Consider the following 16,149-nt stretch of genomic DNA (forward strand, 5'->3'; position numbering starts at 1 on the left):
GCACCACCTGTCGAGGCGCCGACTACCACCTCTAGGATGAGGCCATGCCGCTACCGACTCATGACGCCGTCATGGAGGCGCTGGACCGGGTCATCGATCCCGAGCTGCGCCGCCCCGTCACCGACCTAGGTATGGTCTCCTCGGTTGATATCGCTGAGGACGGCGTGGTCAGTGTCGAGGTGCTCCTGACCGTGGCCGGGTGCCCTCTGAAGGACACGATCACCGCCGACACCCGGCGCGAGGTCGGCTCCGTCGAGGGCGTCACCGACGTGCAGGTGAGCCTCGGCGTCATGAACGACGAGCAGAAGGCCGAGCTGCGACGCCGCCTGCGCGGAGGGGCCGCCGAACCGGTGGTTCCCTTCACCCAGCCGGGCAATCTCACCCGGGTCTACGCCGTCACCTCCGGCAAGGGCGGGGTCGGCAAGTCCTCGGTGACCGCGAACCTGGCCGCCGCCATGGCCGCCCAGGGCCTAAGCGTGGGCGTCGTCGACGCCGACATCTACGGCTTCTCCATCCCCCGCATGCTCGGGGTGGACCAGGTACCCACTCAGCTCGACGGCATGATCGTGCCGCCCGTGGCCCATGGGGTGAAGGTCATCTCCATCGGCATGTTCGTGGAGGACAAGCAGCCTGTCGTCTGGCGTGGCCCCATGCTGCACCGCGCCGTCCAGCAGTTCCTCTCCGACGTGTTCTGGGGCGACCTGGACGTCCTGCTGCTGGACCTGCCTCCCGGGACCGGCGACGTGACGATCTCCGTGGCCCAGTTACTGCCGAACGCCGAGATCCTCGTGGTCACCACCCCGCAGACGGCCGCCGCCGAGGTCGCTGAGCGCACCGGACTCATCGCCGCCCAGACGCACCAGAAGGTGGTGGGCGTCATCGAGAACATGTCCTACATGCCTCAGCCCGACGGCTCGCGCCTGGAGATCTTCGGCTCCGGCGGGGGCGCGATCGTCAGTGCATCCCTGAGCGAGACCCTCGGCTACGAGGTGCCGTTGCTGGCCCAGCTGCCGCTGGACATCCGTCTGCGCGAGGGCTCCGACACCGGCCGCCCCGCCGTCGTGGCCGATAACGGAGAGCCGGCCGCCGACGCCCCCGCGGCCCTGGAGCTGTCCGCGGTGGCCCAGCGCCTCACCCATCGTGCCCGCGGCCTGGCGGGTAAGAGTCTGGGGGTCACTCCGGCCTGAGCCGGCCCCGCCCGGCTCTCTCGCCGCGCTCTCGCCAAGACCGGCCTTCGCGTAGCCGGCCAGAAATACCGTCGGACTACGCGAAATCCGCCCGACTCGATGAGGTTCAGAAGTCGACGGCGACGCGCGCAGCCTCGGCGCGGGTGCGCGCGGCGGCGTTGGCGGCGCGCACGATGTCGCGCGGTGACAGAGGACGCACGCGGGTGCGGGAGTCATCACCCGTCGTGGCGGCGTCCCCCGCATCCTCGCCGGAGGCACTGGCCACAGGCTCGACCAGGCTTGCCGGGACCTCCACCGGCCCCGGCTCGACCGGACGCTCAGTGGACTCCGGCTGACCGGCATCGTCGCTCCCCTCGGCTTCGTCAGTCTCCACGGACTGCTCTGCCTCGGCCTTCTCCGGTTCGGCCTCATCAGACCCGTCAGCCGCCTCGGGCGACTCGGACTGAGCCTCGGGCTCGGTGTCATCCTCCTGCTGGAGCACTCCCCGCGGGGTGGAGCCTGCGGACTGCTCGGCGCTCTCCGGGCTCTCGGCACCCTCGGCGCTCTCCGGGCTCTCGGCACCCTCGACGCTCTCCGGGCTCTCGGCACCCTCGACGCTCTCAGTGCTCTCGGAACTCTCCGGGTTCTCGGTACTCTTCGCGGTCTCAGCGCCGTTCTCAGCCAGCTGCTCGGCCCGCTTGGCCTCGACCTGTTTGCTCAACGAGTTGGCCCTGTCGTGCTTGATGACGTCGTTGACGGCCTGGGCGGCGTCGTCAGAGACCTCCTTGGCAGCCGAGCCGACGGATTTGAAGGGGTGAGTCAGGTCCTCGCGGATGGCGTCGATGTCCTCCCCCAGGGCGTCGCGCACGATCTTGCGGGGGTCGTACTGACGTGGATCGAGGCTGGACAGGTCGAGGTCCGCCATCTCGGGGCCGACCTCCTCGGCGATCTGGCTGCGCGCGTTGTCCAGGAACACTCTGAGCTGACGCACCATCTGCGTGAGCTTGCGGGTGTACTCGGGCAAGCGCTGCGGCCCCACCACGATCACCGCCACCAGGATGATGACGAGGAACTCAGATCCAGAGATGCCGAACACGTCGCTCAGTATAGGGAGTCTTGCGCTGTCGGCTCCGCATCGGTTCGCCTACCGGCGGACTCACCCGGAGACGTACCGTTCCCCCTATCCGGCCGAACACCTGGAACAATGTTGCGCAAGGGACGCACCTGGCGCCCAGCAGCAGAAGAAAGGCTCACTGTGAGTGCGGACAAGACGCTGAGCTGGTCCTACACGGAGGACTTCACCGCGGAGGACGAGGCCACAGCCCAGGCCCGCATACGTGGGCTTGAGCTCGGCATCACGCCAGTGTCCTCGGGGACCGGCGCGGCACTGCGGATGCTTGCCGCCTCGGTAGGGGCCAAGTCGGTGGCCGAGGTGGGTACCGGCACCGGAGTCTCAGGCCTGTGGCTGTTGGGCGGAATGGGCTCCGACGGGGTCCTCACCACGATCGACGTCGAGCCCGAGCTCCAGCGCGAGGCCCGGCGCGCCTTCGACGGAGCCGGCTATCCCTCGTCGCGCACCCGCATCATCCAGGGGCGGGCCTCCGACGTCATGCCTCGGATGGCGGCCCGCTCCTATGACATGGTGGTGCTGGACGTCGCTCCGGAGGAGGCGATTCTCCTGGCCTCCAACGCCTTGCGGATGCTGCGCCCCGGCGGGGTCCTGGCCGTCACTCGAGCCCTGTGGAACGACCACGTAGCCGATCCGGCTCGCCGCGACGTCACCACAGTGGCCGCCCGCGAGCTCGGCAAGGCGCTGCGCGCCTCCAAAGCGCTGCTGACGACGCTGCTTCCCGTCGGGGACGGGCTGCTCATCTCCGTTCGCCAGACCTGATAGCGAGCCGTCAGACGCGACAGGACCGAGACAGAACGAATGAGGGAAGGAAGAAGGGTCGAACCCAATGCGGGTCCGACCCTCTCTTCGGTGGGCTGGATGACCCGGTCCTCGGTTCCTCGACACCGAGCCCCACACGGGACCGGCCCATGACCCGGGCCGTCTTGGATCGATCAGATCTTGGCGTTGGCCAGGGCTTCTCCAAGCTCCTTGACCTCGTCGGCCGTGATCTCGAGGACGAGTCGACCGCCGCCTTCAAGCGGAACCCGCATGATGATGGCGCGGCCTTCCTTGACGACTTCGAGAGGGCCGTCTCCGGTCCGGGGCTTCATGGCAGCCATGTGCTCACCTTTCGTCAGTGCTGCGCGGACACATCGCCGCGCGACCTGTCATATTCTACGACATTCAAGGTGCAACATTCGAGGATACGTCCGCCACGACACGACTCACCCGCCTCTTCACCCGTCTCCGCGCCCATTGCGCAGCCGGCGGGCGGCATCCACCACGTAGTCCACCGCCTCCTCGGCGCCGTCGATGACGTGAAGCAGGTCGGGGTCGGAGGCGGAGATCATCCCGCGCTCGATCATGGTGGTGCGCACCCATTCAAGCAGCCCGTCCCAGTAGCCGCTGTCCACCAGCGCGATGGGGAAGGAGGAGATCTTCTGGGTCTGAACCAGGGTGAGGGCCTCGAAGAGCTCGTCCAGGGTCCCCATGCCGCCGGGCATGACGACGAAGCCGTCGGAGTACTTGACGAACATGGTCTTGCGGGCGAAGAAGTAACGGAAGTTGATCCCGAGGTCGACATAGTCGTTCATGCCCTGCTCGTGGGGCAGCTCGATGCCGAGGCCCACCGAGATTCCGCCGGCCTCGTGGCAGCCGCGATTGGCGGCCTCCATCATGCCCGGACCACCGCCGGTGATGACGGCGTAGCCGGCGCGGGCCAGCCCGGCACCGACGTCCACCGCCACCTGGTAGGTAGGGTCCTGGGGCTTGGTACGAGCCGAGCCGAAGACGCTGACGGCCGGCCCCAACTCGGCCAGGGCGCCGAAGCCCTCAACGAACTCGGCCTGAATGCGCATGACCCGCCACGGGTCAGCATGGAGCCAGTCGGCGTCGGCGGCGCTGCTCAGCAACCGGGCGTCGGTGGTCTGGGTGGGGATCTGGGTGCCGCGCAGCACCACTGGCCCTTTGCGGTAGAACTCACGTGTACTCATGCGGCCATGATTCCCTAAATCAGCCAACGCGGAGAAGCACCGACCGAATCGGGAGCGACACGCGGTGAATGCGGGTGGACGCGATGACCGGCTCAGGCCGGCCAGCCCCGCAGGGCAGAGAGGTAACGGCGTCGTTCTGGTCAACGGGACGGGGCTCGTCGTCGGTGTGGCAGAGCATCGGGTCGCCGGGGCCGAGGTTGACTGCGGGGACCCCCGCCGCAGAGAAGCCGGCGACGTCGGTCCATCCGCACTTGGGGCCGATCCCTGCCCCCTCGGGCGCGCATGAGGTGGATGAGGAAGTCATTATCCGAGGACACTGGAGGCGGGACGCCCCAACCAGGCACTTTTCACGTCGACCTCATGTCGCCCACATTCATCGGATGTCTTACATTTCGAAAACAGTCTCGAATCATATTTCACATTTAATTCAAGTTAGCTTATTCCATGTGCGCTCCACGGTTATCGTGACTGGATTGTCCTTGTGTTTGGAAACACCCGTGAGGAGAGTCATTGTGAGCACTTTCAGTACTTTTATCGCGGTACCGTCGCAGATATGACCCGAGACCCTCGAGACCCTGTAGACGTGTACGACGACGCTGCCGTGAACGCCTGGATCCAGGACGATCCGGATCCCGTTACCCGCGCCGAGCTCACCGAGCTCCTGACCGCTGCCGGCGCTCATGGCAAACAGGCCGAGGAGGCGCGTGCAGCCATCAGCGACGCCTTCAGCGCCACGCTCGCCTTCGGTACTGCAGGTTTGCGCGGTCGCCTGGGCGGTGGCCCCAACCGGATGAATCGGGTCGTCGTCATTCGGGCGGCTGCAGGCCTTTCGACCTATCTCAAGGACCGTCTTGGGGAGGGGTTCAGCGTCGTCATTGGTTACGACGCCCGTCACAACTCCGAGCAGTTCGCACGAGACACAGCGGCAGTGGTCACGGGTGCGGGCGGGCGGGCCATCCTCTTCGAGTCGCACTGCCCCACCCCGGTGCTCGCCTTCGCGCTACGGCGTCTGGAGGCCGACGCCGGCGTCATGGTGACCGCATCGCACAACCCTCCCCAGGACAACGGCTACAAGGTCTACCTGGGGGGACGGGCCGTGACCGACTCGGGCCAGGGAGCCCAGATCGTTCCCCCCTATGACGCACAGATCTCTGCGGCTATCGATGCCGTCGGACCGATCGCCTCGGTACCGCGCCCGCAATCGGGCTGGGAGACCGTCGACCCGGCCATCCGCGAGGAGTACATCGAGCGGGCCGCTCAGGCGGTGCGGATGAAGGCCCCGGCCCCGGTGAGGATCGTGCTGACGGCGATGCACGGCGTAGGCGGGACCATCTGCCGGGAGGTGCTTGCCCAGGTCGGCTTCACCGACGTCGTCGAGGTGACTGAGCAGTTCGAGCCAGACCCGGACTTCCCGACGGTCGCCTTCCCCAACCCGGAGGAGCCCGGGGCTCTGGACCTGGCACTGGACAAGGCGCGCGAGGTCGAGGCGGACCTGGTGATCGCCAACGACCCCGATGCCGATCGCTGCTCCGCCGCGATCCCGGACGCGGATGCCCCCGGTGGTTGGCGTCAGCTGACCGGAGATGAGGTCGGTGCGCTCCTGGGCGAGCAGGCCGCCGAGCTGGCGGCTTTCGCCGGCAACGGGGTCCTGGCCTGCTCGGTGGTCTCCTCCCGGCTGCTGCGCCGGATCGCCCAGTCCCACGGACTCGGGTTCCGACGTACCTTGACGGGCTTCAAGTGGATCAGCCGGGAGCCGAGCCTGGTCTTCGGCTACGAGGAGGCACTGGGGTACTGCGTGGATCCCGCCGCGGTGCGGGACAAGGACGGCATCTCGGCCTCGGCGAGGCTGGCGGTACTGACCTCCGTACTCAAGCAGCAGGGACGGACGCTGCAGGACCTGCTCGACCGGCTGGCCCGCGAGCACGGCCTGCACGCCACAAGCCCGTTGAGCATGAGGGTCGAGGACCTCGGCATCATCACCGCGACCATGGAGCGCCTGCGCTCAGGCGGGGCTCCGGCCAAGCTCGCCGGCTCCCCGGTGACCACGACGGTGGACCTGCTCGACGGCGTCTCGGACGGAAATGGCGGTGCGCTGCCTCCCACGAACGGTCTGGTGTGGGTGACAGCCTCGGACGACCGTGTGGTCGTGCGCCCTTCCGGGACCGAGCCGAAGCTCAAGTGCTATTGCGAGGTGATCCTGCCGGTCGGCGACACACCGGTGGCCGAGGTGCGCGCGGCGGCCGCTGAGCGCCTGAAGGCCATCAAGGAGGATCTGCGCGGCATCTTGGGGATCATGGCCTGAGCCGGGTCCTCCGGGCTCTTACGCCGTTCTCCGGTTCCTCCTTGTTGGAGGGGTCTTGCGAGAGGGGTGGTGGGGCCTGGTCGAAGAGAGGGGCGAGTCCCAGGGGGTGGGCGGCGTGGGAGTGAGGGCGCCTCAAAGTCTCCGGTTCTCCGGCCGGGTGGAGTCCCTGTCGTCCTGGACCGCCATCAGCACCCGGGCCGACATCCCCCTTCACCACGTCGACCGGCTCACTACAGCACCCAGGGACGCCGGGAGATCCGCCGCATGCTCGTCACCAGTGAGAGCGTCGGCGCCCCGGCAGGCGCCCCCCAGCGGCACGGCGGCTCAACACCGGGACAAGCCGGTGACACGGCACCGCACGCACAATGCCCTCACCACGGTCTTCGCACCGGCGCCGGCGGAGCGCACGGATTCGGCGAGTTCAGCGCCGGAACGGGAGCCGCGTTCGAACTCTGCTCATCGCGCCCCAGTGGACCACGGCTGAGACCAGATAAACCGCCCCGGAGGCTACCGCAATGACTCCGCCCGCCGACAGGTTCAGCCGCACGGCGCCCCACAGACCAGCAAGGGACGTTACCGCCCCAAGGACGGGCGCCGTCAGTAGCAGCTGACGCATCGTGCGAGTCCAGGGAGCCAGTGCAGCCGCAGGCGCGGCGATGAGGGCGATGGGCAGGATTGTGCCGACAGCCGGTACCAGCATGACGATGGTCAAGGTGATCATGAGCATGACGGTGGCCTCAGCCCAGGCGGGGTGCAGGCCGCTGGCGCGGTAGCCCAGTGGGTCGAAGCTGTAGAAGGTGAGGAACCGCCCGGCAACCAGGAGCACGAGCACTGTCAGCACCAGGACGACACCAACGGCGACGACGTCCACACGGCCGACGTTGAGCACGGATCCGGCCAAGAAGGAGTCAACCTTGAGGGGTAACGGGGAGAACCACTTGTTGAGGAAGTAGCCCAGGGCGAAGCCGAAGGTGAGGACGACGCCGGCGGCCGACTGAGACGACACCCCAGGAACCTGGGAAAGGCGCCGCATGAGCCAGATCATCGGCATGCACATGAGGGCGGCCCCTACCAGCACCAGGGTGGACAGAAGGTTGAAGTCGGCACGCCGACCGAGGACCGCTTGCGAGAACCAGGCGGCAACGACGACGCCGACGATCGCACCTGGGAAGGTGGCGTGCGTGAGTGACTCGGTGAAGAAGATCCGCCGGTGGACGAGGGCGATCGCGCCCACGAGTCCGGCGAGCAGCCCCATGAGGCCGACCTCGATGATGGGCAGGAGGAGGATATCGAGCCCGACGTTCATGCCTGCTCCCCCTGTGAAACCATGTCCTTCGACGTCGTCTCGAGGCTCTGCGCCGTGCTGAGCGTCGTCGTCCCGTTCCCGGCCCTCCGGCGCATCCTGCCGATCCGCTCGCGCAGGCCGACGGCGCCCACAACGAGGAAGAGGATTCCTGTCATCACCAGGGCTACGCCGGCCTGCGGGGAGACCGGCCGATCCAGGGTCTCCGGCATGGCCATGAGCAGCATGCCGAGATATCCGCCGCCCACGCCGACGGCGACCGCGACCGCGACCATGGAGCGCACCCGGGAGGCGAGGATCCGGCCGGTGGCTCCAGGAATCACGAGGTAGCCGATGACGAGGAGGGTTCCCACCGCCGTCGACGCCGAGACGACGGCAGCCGCGATAGCGGTGTTGAGGACCAGGTCGAGCACGAGGAGACGCAGGCCCGAGGCGCGGGCCCCGGCGCGGTCGAAGGCGTAGGCGATCTGCTCCTTCCAGGTCGCCATGATGAGCAGGAGCGCGATGGCGCACACGATGAAGGCCTGAGCGAGACGCTGGTCGGTCACCTCCAGGAGGCGGCCGAACATGAGGGCCTCGAGCTGTCCGGACATGTCACCCTTGGCCAGGGACAGGATGAGCCCGATGGAGAAGAAGCTGGTGAGAACGACGGCGGTTCCGGCCTCGGACGCCTCGTTGCGGTGTGAGCGGTGGGAGACGACCGTCAGGACCAGCGCCGCGACGATGGCGACGACGGAGGCGGCCGGGATGATCGAGTCAATCCCCCAGTAGACGGCACCGGCGACGATCCCCGGGAAGACGGCGTGAACCATGGCCTCAGCACTGAACTCGGCACTGCGCAGGTTGATGATGACGCCAATGACGCCGGCGACGATGCCCAGGAGCACCACCATCACCAGGGGGCGGAAGAGGAAAGGGGCGTCAGCAAGGGGCGTGATGCCCGGGACGTTGACGGCCGCCAGGCGCAACTGCTCGAGGGCCTGACTGAAGAGCGTCATGAAGCCACTCACGATGACTCCCCCACCTCGGCCTCGGAGCGCAGGCCCAGCAGTCGGGTGGTGCCGTGACCGCCGTAGGCCTCGTCGATGTAGCGGGCCACGAGGACCTCGTCGCGCGGGCCGAAAGCGATCTGCCGTCCGGCCAGGAGGGCGGCCTGCTCGCAGGTCTCCTGGGCCAGGACGAGGTCGTGGGTGGAGATGATCAGGGAGATGCCCTGCTCCTTGAGGTCGGCGATGATGGACAGCAGCGCCTCGCGGTTGGGCTGGTCCAGACCGTTGAAGGGCTCGTCGAGGAGGATGAGGCGGGGTCGGGCGGCCACGCAGCGGGCCACGAGGACTCGCTGCTGCTGGCCGCCGGACAAGGTGCCGAAGCGCTTGTCGGCGCGGTCGGCCAGCCCGACGCTCTCAAGGGCCTCAAGCGCTCGACGACGGGTCTGGGCACCGGGACGCCGCAGGAGACCGAGCTGGGAGTACATGCCCATCTGGACCACCTCCCGCACGGTGACGGGAAAGGTGGGGTCGAGATCACTGACCTGAGGCACGTATGCGACCGACCCCCGCGGTGCGCGCCCCGGTGCCGCCCCATTGACCCGCACCCTCCCGGCACTGACACTGACCATGCCGAGCAGGGCACGCATGAGGGTGGTCTTCCCTGAGCCGTTGGGTCCGACGAGCGCCAGGGCCCGTCCGGCCGGGACCTGGCCGTTGACACCGGTGAGCACTGTGGAGGCACCGTAGGAGAAGGAGGCGTTCTCAAGGACGACGACCGGTTCGTCCGGCTCCCCGGATGAGGAGCCGGCCCGAGTTGGGGTGCGATCACGCAATGGAGTCATTTGACGTCCGACGCCTTGGGGGTCCACTGGGCCAGGTCCGCGGGGATCTCGGTGACCGTGCCGCCCCATGCCTTGGTGAGGTTGGAGACGTTGTGGAGGATGGATCCGATGTAGGTCTCGCCGTCGGATCCGGGGGTGCCCAGGGAGTCTCCGTAGAGGGCCTCGTCACCAATGACCGCCTTGACTCCGGCGACCTCGGCGACCTTCTGGACGGACTTGGGGTTGTTGGAGTTCTCGGCGAAGATGGCCACGGCGCCGGAGGCCTTGACCTTGTCGGCGGTCTGACGGATCTTGTCCGCAGTGGCGTCCTGCTGGGCGTTGAAGTCGGACAGGGCGGCGCCCTCGAACTTCACGCCGAACTCGTTGCTGAAGTAACCGAAGGCGTCGTGGCTGGTGAACAGGACCCGCTTGTCCTGGGGCACCGAGTCGAGCGATGTGGCAGCCCACTGGTCGAGCGAGTTGAGCTTGGCCACGTAGGCGTCCACGTGGCTGTGGAAGACGCCGGCGTGGTCGGGTGCGGCCTTCTCGAGGGCAGCACCGATGTTGGTGACCTGGACGATGGCATTCTTCGGCGAGGTCCACACGTGCGGGTCGAAGCGGAACTCCGGCTCGTTCTCACCCTCCTCCGGGGGGAAGGGCCACGTGGCGACCTCGACCTTGGTGCTGCCCCGATCGACCTTGTAGGGCTTGGATTCCTCCTTCTTCTGCTGGGCCTTCAAATCATCGACGTCGGCGGCCCCAAGAACGCCGGAGGTCACCACCATGGTGCCCTTGAAGCCGGTGGAGTCGACGGCGGAGTCGAGGAAGTGCTCCAGGTCGACGCCGGAGACGAAGAAGAGGTCCGCCTCGGACAGGGCCTTGGACTGGGGCGTGGTCATGTCGTGCTCATGCGCCGAGGCGTTGGGGGCCAGCAGGCAGGTGAGCTTGAGGTGGGACGTGGCCTTGGCGGCGTCGGCGCCGAAGTGCTGGGTCTTGCCGTCCGCGCCGGTGCGCTCGAAGGAGAGGTCGCTGGAGGCATCCTCTCCGACCTCTCCTGTGGCGAGCTGGGTGATGTAGTCGCAGATCTGGGTGGTGGAGGCGACCGCCTTGACCGTTCCCGGAGCGTCGGCGGATGTCGTGCTACGACCGCAGGCCGCCAGGGCCGGAAGGGACAGAGCGAGGCAGGCGAGCGCCGCGACGCTGCGGCGACTCATAGTGGGGATGGTTCTCATGGCACCGAGTATAGTTTCGGGTACCCGAAACTTTGCAAATCGAGGCGATCCTTCTCGGAGATCGCGTCACGTGGGTGACGAGGCCGCGATGAGGACGGATGGGACCTGCGTTTCGTGCTGGGGACGTACTTCCATCCAAGACGACTGCCCCCAGCCATCTTCAACAGAACACGGTCTCCACGCGGAAAGTACGTCCCCAACCGGGACCAGAACGCAGGACAAGCCCGACCTTGTCACCTCCGGCCGCCCCGCACCTACTGACGCGGTCACCGACACGTGCGAGCGCGGGCCCGACAGCGATGTCGGGTCCGTCGGCGGGACTCAGTGGGACACGGACGCCTCAGCCGCTCAAGCCATCAAGGACGGTGGCGGAGGCGGACAGGCCCAGGCGGTTGGCACCGGCCTCGACCATGGCCAGGGCGTCGGCGGCGGTGCGGATACCGCCGGAGGCCTTGACGCCGAGACGGTCTCCCACGGCGCTGCGCATGAGGGCGACGGCGTGGGCGGAGGCTCCGCCGGCGGGGTGGAAGCCGGTGGAGGTCTTGACGAAGTCGGCTCCGGCGGCCTCGGCGGCGCGGCAGGTGGAGACGATCTCACCGTCGGTGAGGGCGGCGGACTCGATGATGACCTTGAGGACGGCGCCCGGGCAGGCCTCGCGCACGCCGCGAATATCGGCCTCGACGGCGTCGACGTCTCCTTCCTTGACGAGGCGGAGGTTGACAACCATGTCGATCTCCTCGGCCCCCTTAGCCAGGGCGTCTGCGGCCTCAGCAGCCTTGACGGCGGTGGCGTGGGCGCCGGAGGGGAAGCCGCAGACGGTAGCCACGTGCAGGTCGTCGGGAACCTCCAGCGGCAGGAGGCTCGGGGAGACGCACACGCTGTAGGTGCCCAGGTCCGCGGCCTCGGCGATGAGCGCATTTACCTGGGCGGCGGTTGCCTCGGGCTTGAGGAGGGTGTGGTCGATGAGGCGGGCGATCCGGGCGCGCGTGGTCATGTGGGGTCCTTCCTGGTGGGCTATCACGACATCATGGCCCGACCGGTTTCATCTGGGCAAAGATGACTCGACCCGGCGGAGAACACCAAGCCCCCACCCCTGCAGGGCGAGCGGGATGAGGAGAACCGCCGGGATCCATAATCCGCGCAGACCGTACAGGCCGATGGCGAAGGGAACCGACAGGATCGTCACCGCCCCGAGTACTCCGACAGCGAGGATCATGATCGCCAGGGCTCGCTGAGCATCCCGGGGATCCACATCATGGCCAGCAGTCGTCATCAGGCACCACCCTCACCGGAACGTAGATCAGCGTGTCTGGTTCTCAACCTCTCGGGCGCGATGACGGCGAGGACGCGGGGCCAGTTGCCGAGCTCGCGGGGGCCGGGTCGGCGCGGATCGCGTGGGGCGGTCAGGTCGAGGGGGCGCACGGAGCCGCTGGAGGGCTCATAGATGTGCGCACTCCCCTCACCGGGGTCGTCCTGCCCGATGGTCCGCCAGGGCAGGGCCAGGACGTAGTGGCGGGGCACGGCCGGGGTGCGCGCCAGGGACGCACGCAGCCTCGCCCTCGCAGTGGGCTCGCCCTCGGCGTCGTCGTCGAGGACGAGCGGACCGCCAGTGACCAGGATGACCGGGAGCCCGCCTGCCAGCGCCTCACGGATCGAGGCGACCTCACTGCCCCAGGCGGGGCCGTGGTCGCTCACCCACCTCACCGTGTAACGACGGCGCCCGCCGCCCGGGGTGCAGGTGCTCGCGACCTCAGTCATCTGCCGGGCCACGGACCAGGGGGTGGATCCGAGCGCCTTCGGCCAGGGCAGGATCCCCAGGCCGCGGACATTCATGGCCCGCTGGATCCGCAGCTGGTGGCGGGACAGGAGGGAGGCCAAGTGCTTGCCCTCCCGGCCGGGCTGCGAGGCGGTCATCTCCTGGGCGAGGTCGTCCGTCACCGCTGCGCGCTCGCCGGGTTCCAGGAGCAGGCGGGCGGCCAGGAGGCAGGTGGGCCCGCAGGTGGTGGCGTCGGTCTGGGTCAGGGTGATGGCCTGGCCCGCCTGGGTGAGGCGGCCTACCCGCAGCCGGGAGTTGACGGCGCGGGCGACGATGGCAGGCTCCACCTGCCGGGGTGTGGTCATCCGATGCGCTCCAGGACGACGCCTCGCTCACGGCGGGCCACGGCGTCGGCCGCCTCCGGCGATCCGGCCTGGGAGATGACGATGCCGCCGGCGAGCGCCTCCCGGGCGCGGGTGAAGCGCGCAGGCGAGGCGGTGTGCAGGGTGAGCAGTGGTTGGCCGGCGCGCACCTCGTCGCCCGGTTTGGCGTGCATGGTGACGCCGGCGACGGCCTGGACCGGGTCCTCCTTGCGGGCCCGCCCGGCCCCGAGGCGCCAGGCGGCCACCCCGACGGCGAGGGCGTCCAGGGTGGTGAGGACCCCGTCGGCCGGGGCGGTGACGGTCTCGGTCTCCGGGGCGAGGGGCAGGGGGGCGTCCGGGTCACCTGCCTGGCGGGAGACCATGTCGCGCCAGACGTCCATGGCGCGTCCGTCGGCCAGGGCGGCTCGGGCCTGGTCCTCCTCGACGGGTCTGCCGGCGGCGGCGCACATCTCCAGGGCCAGGGCCACGGTGAGGTCGACGACGTCATCCGGTCCCCCGCCGGCGAGCACCTCGAGGGACTCGGCGACCTCGAGGGCGTTACCGGCGGTGAGCCCGAGCGGGGTGGACATGTCGGTGAGCAGCGCGCGGGTGGTCACGCCGGCATCGGTGCCCAGGGCCACCATGGTGGAGGCGAGCTCGCGGGCCTGGTCGATCTCCTTCATGAAGGCGCCCGAGCCGACCTTGACGTCCAGGACGAGGGCGCCGGTCCCCTCGGCGATCTTCTTGGACATGATCGAGGAGGCGATGAGGGGGACGCAGGAGACGGTGGCGGTGGTGTCGCGCAGGGCGTAGAGGCGCTTGTCGGCGGGGGCCAGGCCCGCCCCGGCGGCGCATATGACGGCGCCGGGGCCGTCGGCATCGAGCATCGCCAGGATCTCCTCGCCCGTGAGGTCGGCCCGCCAGCCGGGGATGGACTCCATCTTGTCCAGGGTCCCGCCGGTGTGCCCCAGTCCGCGTCCGGACAGCTGGGGGACGCTCACGCCGAAGACGGCCACGAGCGGCGCCAGCGGCAGGGTGATCTTGTCGCCCACTCCCCCGGTGGAGTGCTTGTCCGCCGTGGGGCGGGTCAGACCCGAGAAGTCCATGCGCTCCCCGGAGGCGATCATGGCGTCGGTCCAGCGGGTGATCTCGGCCCGGCTCATGCCGCGCAGGTAGATGGCCATGGCCAGGGCGCTCATCTGCTCCTCGGCGACGGCGCCGCGGGTGTAGGCCTCCACGACCCAGTCGATCTGGGCGTCGGTCAGAGCGGCGCCGTCGCGCTTGGCGGCGATGACGTCGACGGCGTCGAAGGGCTCGACGGCGGGCGTGGCGGGAACGGTCACGGGACTCTCCTCCATCTGTGGCTGCTGGTCAGCCGGCCCTAGCTCTGCGGGCCGACGACGCGCTCGACGTCGTCGGCGGAGAAGCGGTCGGGCAGGACCTCGTCGATGCTCATCATCCCCGAGGGCATGGCCAGCACCATATCGTCGGCGGCGTGCTCGCTCAGGAGCTGGCGGCAGCGCCCGCACGGCGCACAGGCCCGGCCGTGGGCGTCCACGCAGGCGAAGGCGACCAGGCGCCCTCCTCCGGTACGGATGAGCTCGGAGACGAGCCCGCACTCGGCGCACAGGGTGACGCCGTAGCCGGCGTTCTCCACGTTGCATCCCGAGACGAGTCGGCCGTCGTCGACCAGGGCGGCGGCACCGACCTTGAAGCGGGAGTAGGGGGCGTAGGCGTGGGTCATGGCCTCCACGGCGAGCTCGTGCAGGGCCTGCCAGTGGGCGTCGGTCAGATCGGTGGGCGCGATGCTGCTCACGGGTAGGGCACCCCCTCGGCGGCGGGGGCGCGCACCTTGCCCACGAATCCGGCCACCGCCAGGATCGTGACGATGTAGGGGATCATGGAGATGATGTCGGGTGAGACCGAGCTGCCGATGACCGGCAGGGTCTGGGCCACGGAGGTGGCGAAGCCGAAGAGCAGGGCCGCCCCCAGGGAGCCCAGGGGCCGCCAGGCGCCCAGAATCATGGCGGCCAGTGCGATATAGCCGTTGCCGGCGGTCATGTCGTTGTCGAAGGACAGGCCCGAGCCGATGGTGAAGAAGGCGCCGCCCAGCCCCGCCAGTGCCCCGGCCAGGGCGAGGTTGGCCACGCGGGTGCGCATCACCTTGATGCCGACGGTGTCGGCGGCCTTGGGATGCTCGCCGCAGGCCCGTAGCCGCAGCCCCCAGCGGGAGCGGAAGAGCATGTAGGACAGGATCGCCACGGCGGCGTACATGAGGTAGACGAGCACTGTCTGGCGGAAGAGGACCGGTCCGATGACCGGGATCCGCGACAGGAGGGGCACCGCCAGCGCTGGCAGACGCAGTGCCTGGTTGAGGCTGGGGCTGGAGGACAGGAAGGTGGAGAACAGGAAGCCGGTGAGGCCCGAGACCAGGACGTTGAGGACGACGCCGACGACGATCTGGTTGACCCGGTAGCGCAGTCCGAACAGGGCCAGTAGGAGAGCTACGAGGACTCCGGCCAAGGGCGCGGTCACGAGCCCCGCCCACGGGCTGGAGCAGGCCGAGGCGACGACGGAGCCCAGGAAGGCCCCGCCCAGGAGCTGGCCCTCAATGGCGATGTTGATGGTGCCCGAGCGCTCCCCGATGATCCCGGCGAGCGAGCCGTAGACGAGCGGGACGCTCAGCCCCAGTGCGGAGGACAGGATGGTCACCAGGGGGATGACACCGTTGCGTCCGGCGCCGACCCAGGACAGGAAGGCGATGACGAATCCGACGCCGATGAGGACAGCGACCCAGGCCGGGATCCTGTTGCGACGCCGAACACTGTTGAAGGCGACGGCCGTGGCCGCGGCGATGATGGCGGCAGCGGCGAGGATGACCAGGCGCGCGTTGAGCGCGGGGTCACCGAGGCGGAAGATGTCGGAGGAGGCGGTGAGGCCGAAGGTGGTCGTGCCGCGGGCGCTCAGTGCCATGAGCCCCTGGAGGAGGAGCACCACAACGCCGGTGAGCGGGATCTTGAGGTTCATGGGCTCGACGGCCGCGGGGGTGGGAGCGGTCGAAGCAGCGGTGGTTGACCCGGCTGAAGCGGTTGACTCGGATGGTGCTGCCATGA

The 16,149-nt window shown here is 68.8% G+C and carries 16 protein-coding genes; 3 read left to right on the forward strand and 13 right to left on the reverse strand.

All coding sequences use genetic code 11. The features are described 5' to 3' along the window. The first annotated feature begins 44 nt into the window (after nucleotides 1-44). Entirely contained in the window at nucleotides 45-1,187 is a 1,143-nt protein-coding gene (locus RWR81_RS03165; RefSeq protein ID WP_314454274.1) for a P-loop NTPase, read from the forward strand. Nucleotides 1,188-1,293: 106 nt separating this feature from the next. On the opposite strand, the gene RWR81_RS03170 is transcribed toward RWR81_RS03165, so the two are convergent. Further along, a complete protein-coding gene (locus RWR81_RS03170; protein WP_314454277.1) occupies nucleotides 1,294-2,262 on the reverse strand; it encodes a twin-arginine translocase TatA/TatE family subunit in 969 nt (322 codons plus the stop codon). Between the two features lie 159 nt (nucleotides 2,263-2,421). Between RWR81_RS03170 and RWR81_RS03175 the strand changes: the two genes are divergently transcribed. Beyond that, nucleotides 2,422-3,057, forward strand: a complete 636-nt coding sequence (locus RWR81_RS03175) for an O-methyltransferase (protein ID WP_314454280.1) — start codon at nucleotides 2,422-2,424, stop codon at nucleotides 3,055-3,057. A gap of 173 nt (nucleotides 3,058-3,230) precedes the next feature. Here RWR81_RS03175 and RWR81_RS03180 read toward each other — a convergent pair whose 3' ends face one another. Next, on the reverse strand, nucleotides 3,231-3,398 hold the full coding sequence (locus RWR81_RS03180) for a DUF3117 domain-containing protein (protein WP_003782053.1): 168 nt from the start codon (nucleotides 3,396-3,398) through the stop codon (nucleotides 3,231-3,233). A gap of 117 nt (nucleotides 3,399-3,515) precedes the next feature. Beyond that, a complete protein-coding gene (locus tag RWR81_RS03185) occupies nucleotides 3,516-4,271 on the reverse strand; it encodes a TIGR00730 family Rossman fold protein (protein ID WP_314454283.1) in 756 nt (251 codons plus the stop codon). A 553-nt stretch (nucleotides 4,272-4,824) separates the two neighbouring features. Between RWR81_RS03185 and RWR81_RS03195 the strand changes: the two genes are divergently transcribed. Beyond that, entirely contained in the window at nucleotides 4,825-6,573 is a 1,749-nt protein-coding gene (locus tag RWR81_RS03195; RefSeq protein WP_314454285.1) for a phospho-sugar mutase, read from the forward strand. Between the two features lie 421 nt (nucleotides 6,574-6,994). Here RWR81_RS03195 and RWR81_RS03200 read toward each other — a convergent pair whose 3' ends face one another. From RWR81_RS03200 to RWR81_RS03245, 10 genes are all read right to left on the reverse strand, one after another. After that, complete coding sequence (locus RWR81_RS03200; RefSeq protein WP_314454288.1) at nucleotides 6,995-7,879, reverse strand: metal ABC transporter permease; 885 nt, start codon at nucleotides 7,877-7,879, stop codon at nucleotides 6,995-6,997. Then, nucleotides 7,876-8,886 (reverse strand): metal ABC transporter permease, encoded by a 1,011-nt coding sequence (locus RWR81_RS03205; protein ID WP_314454291.1) that lies wholly within the window; start codon nucleotides 8,884-8,886, stop codon nucleotides 7,876-7,878. Before RWR81_RS03205 ends, RWR81_RS03200 begins: the two co-directional genes overlap by 4 nt. Further along, nucleotides 8,883-9,707 carry a metal ABC transporter ATP-binding protein gene (locus RWR81_RS03210; RefSeq protein ID WP_314454294.1) on the reverse strand — a complete coding sequence of 275 codons (825 nt, stop codon included), beginning with the start codon at nucleotides 9,705-9,707 and terminating at the stop codon, nucleotides 8,883-8,885. Before RWR81_RS03210 ends, RWR81_RS03205 begins: the two co-directional genes overlap by 4 nt. Then, nucleotides 9,704-10,900 (reverse strand): metal ABC transporter substrate-binding protein, encoded by a 1,197-nt coding sequence (locus RWR81_RS03215; protein WP_314454364.1) that lies wholly within the window; start codon nucleotides 10,898-10,900, stop codon nucleotides 9,704-9,706. The genes RWR81_RS03210 and RWR81_RS03215 overlap by 4 nt, the downstream gene beginning before the upstream one ends. A gap of 358 nt (nucleotides 10,901-11,258) precedes the next feature. After that, nucleotides 11,259-11,912 carry a deoxyribose-phosphate aldolase gene (gene deoC, locus RWR81_RS03220; protein WP_314454297.1) on the reverse strand — a complete coding sequence of 218 codons (654 nt, stop codon included), beginning with the start codon at nucleotides 11,910-11,912 and terminating at the stop codon, nucleotides 11,259-11,261. A 48-nt stretch (nucleotides 11,913-11,960) separates the two neighbouring features. Beyond that, on the reverse strand, nucleotides 11,961-12,191 hold the full coding sequence (locus RWR81_RS03225) for a hypothetical protein (protein ID WP_314454307.1): 231 nt from the start codon (nucleotides 12,189-12,191) through the stop codon (nucleotides 11,961-11,963). Further along, complete coding sequence (locus RWR81_RS03230; RefSeq protein WP_314454309.1) at nucleotides 12,191-13,039, reverse strand: hypothetical protein; 849 nt, start codon at nucleotides 13,037-13,039, stop codon at nucleotides 12,191-12,193. Before RWR81_RS03230 ends, RWR81_RS03225 begins: the two co-directional genes overlap by 1 nt. Beyond that, nucleotides 13,036-14,379, reverse strand: a complete 1,344-nt coding sequence (locus RWR81_RS03235; RefSeq protein ID WP_314454311.1) for a thymidine phosphorylase — start codon at nucleotides 14,377-14,379, stop codon at nucleotides 13,036-13,038. Before RWR81_RS03235 ends, RWR81_RS03230 begins: the two co-directional genes overlap by 4 nt. A 38-nt stretch (nucleotides 14,380-14,417) precedes the next feature. Beyond that, nucleotides 14,418-14,852: a cytidine deaminase gene (locus RWR81_RS03240; protein WP_314454313.1), complete on the reverse strand. Its 435-nt coding sequence runs from the start codon at nucleotides 14,850-14,852 to the stop codon at nucleotides 14,418-14,420. Then, nucleotides 14,849-16,147 carry an ABC transporter permease gene (locus RWR81_RS03245; RefSeq protein ID WP_314454316.1) on the reverse strand — a complete coding sequence of 433 codons (1,299 nt, stop codon included), beginning with the start codon at nucleotides 16,145-16,147 and terminating at the stop codon, nucleotides 14,849-14,851. Before RWR81_RS03245 ends, RWR81_RS03240 begins: the two co-directional genes overlap by 4 nt. Nucleotides 16,148-16,149 lie beyond the last annotated feature (2 nt).

Source organism: uncultured Actinomyces sp. (genome assembly GCF_963526355.1).
Lineage (GTDB): Bacteria > Actinomycetota > Actinomycetes > Actinomycetales > Actinomycetaceae > Actinomyces.

Excerpts from the sequence above, each read along its gene's own strand:
- RWR81_RS03210 (WP_314454294.1), bottom strand. The coding sequence starts at position 9,707 with ATGACTCCATTGCGTGATCGCACCCCAACTCGGGCCGGCTCCTCATCC.
- RWR81_RS03165 (WP_314454274.1), top strand. The coding sequence starts at position 45 with ATGCCGCTACCGACTCATGACGCCGTCATGGAGGCGCTGGACCGGGTC.
- RWR81_RS03195 (WP_314454285.1), top strand. The coding sequence starts at position 4,825 with ATGACCCGAGACCCTCGAGACCCTGTAGACGTGTACGACGACGCTGCC.
- deoC (WP_314454297.1), bottom strand. The coding sequence starts at position 11,912 with ATGACCACGCGCGCCCGGATCGCCCGCCTCATCGACCACACCCTCCTC.
- RWR81_RS03230 (WP_314454309.1), bottom strand. The coding sequence starts at position 13,039 with ATGACCACACCCCGGCAGGTGGAGCCTGCCATCGTCGCCCGCGCCGTC.
- RWR81_RS03245 (WP_314454316.1), bottom strand. The coding sequence starts at position 16,147 with ATGGCAGCACCATCCGAGTCAACCGCTTCAGCCGGGTCAACCACCGCT.
- RWR81_RS03180 (WP_003782053.1), bottom strand. The coding sequence starts at position 3,398 with ATGGCTGCCATGAAGCCCCGGACCGGAGACGGCCCTCTCGAAGTCGTC.
- RWR81_RS03215 (WP_314454364.1), bottom strand. The coding sequence starts at position 10,900 with ATGAGTCGCCGCAGCGTCGCGGCGCTCGCCTGCCTCGCTCTGTCCCTT.
- RWR81_RS03200 (WP_314454288.1), bottom strand. The coding sequence starts at position 7,879 with ATGAACGTCGGGCTCGATATCCTCCTCCTGCCCATCATCGAGGTCGGC.
- RWR81_RS03185 (WP_314454283.1), bottom strand. The coding sequence starts at position 4,271 with ATGAGTACACGTGAGTTCTACCGCAAAGGGCCAGTGGTGCTGCGCGGC.
- RWR81_RS03225 (WP_314454307.1), bottom strand. The coding sequence starts at position 12,191 with ATGACGACTGCTGGCCATGATGTGGATCCCCGGGATGCTCAGCGAGCC.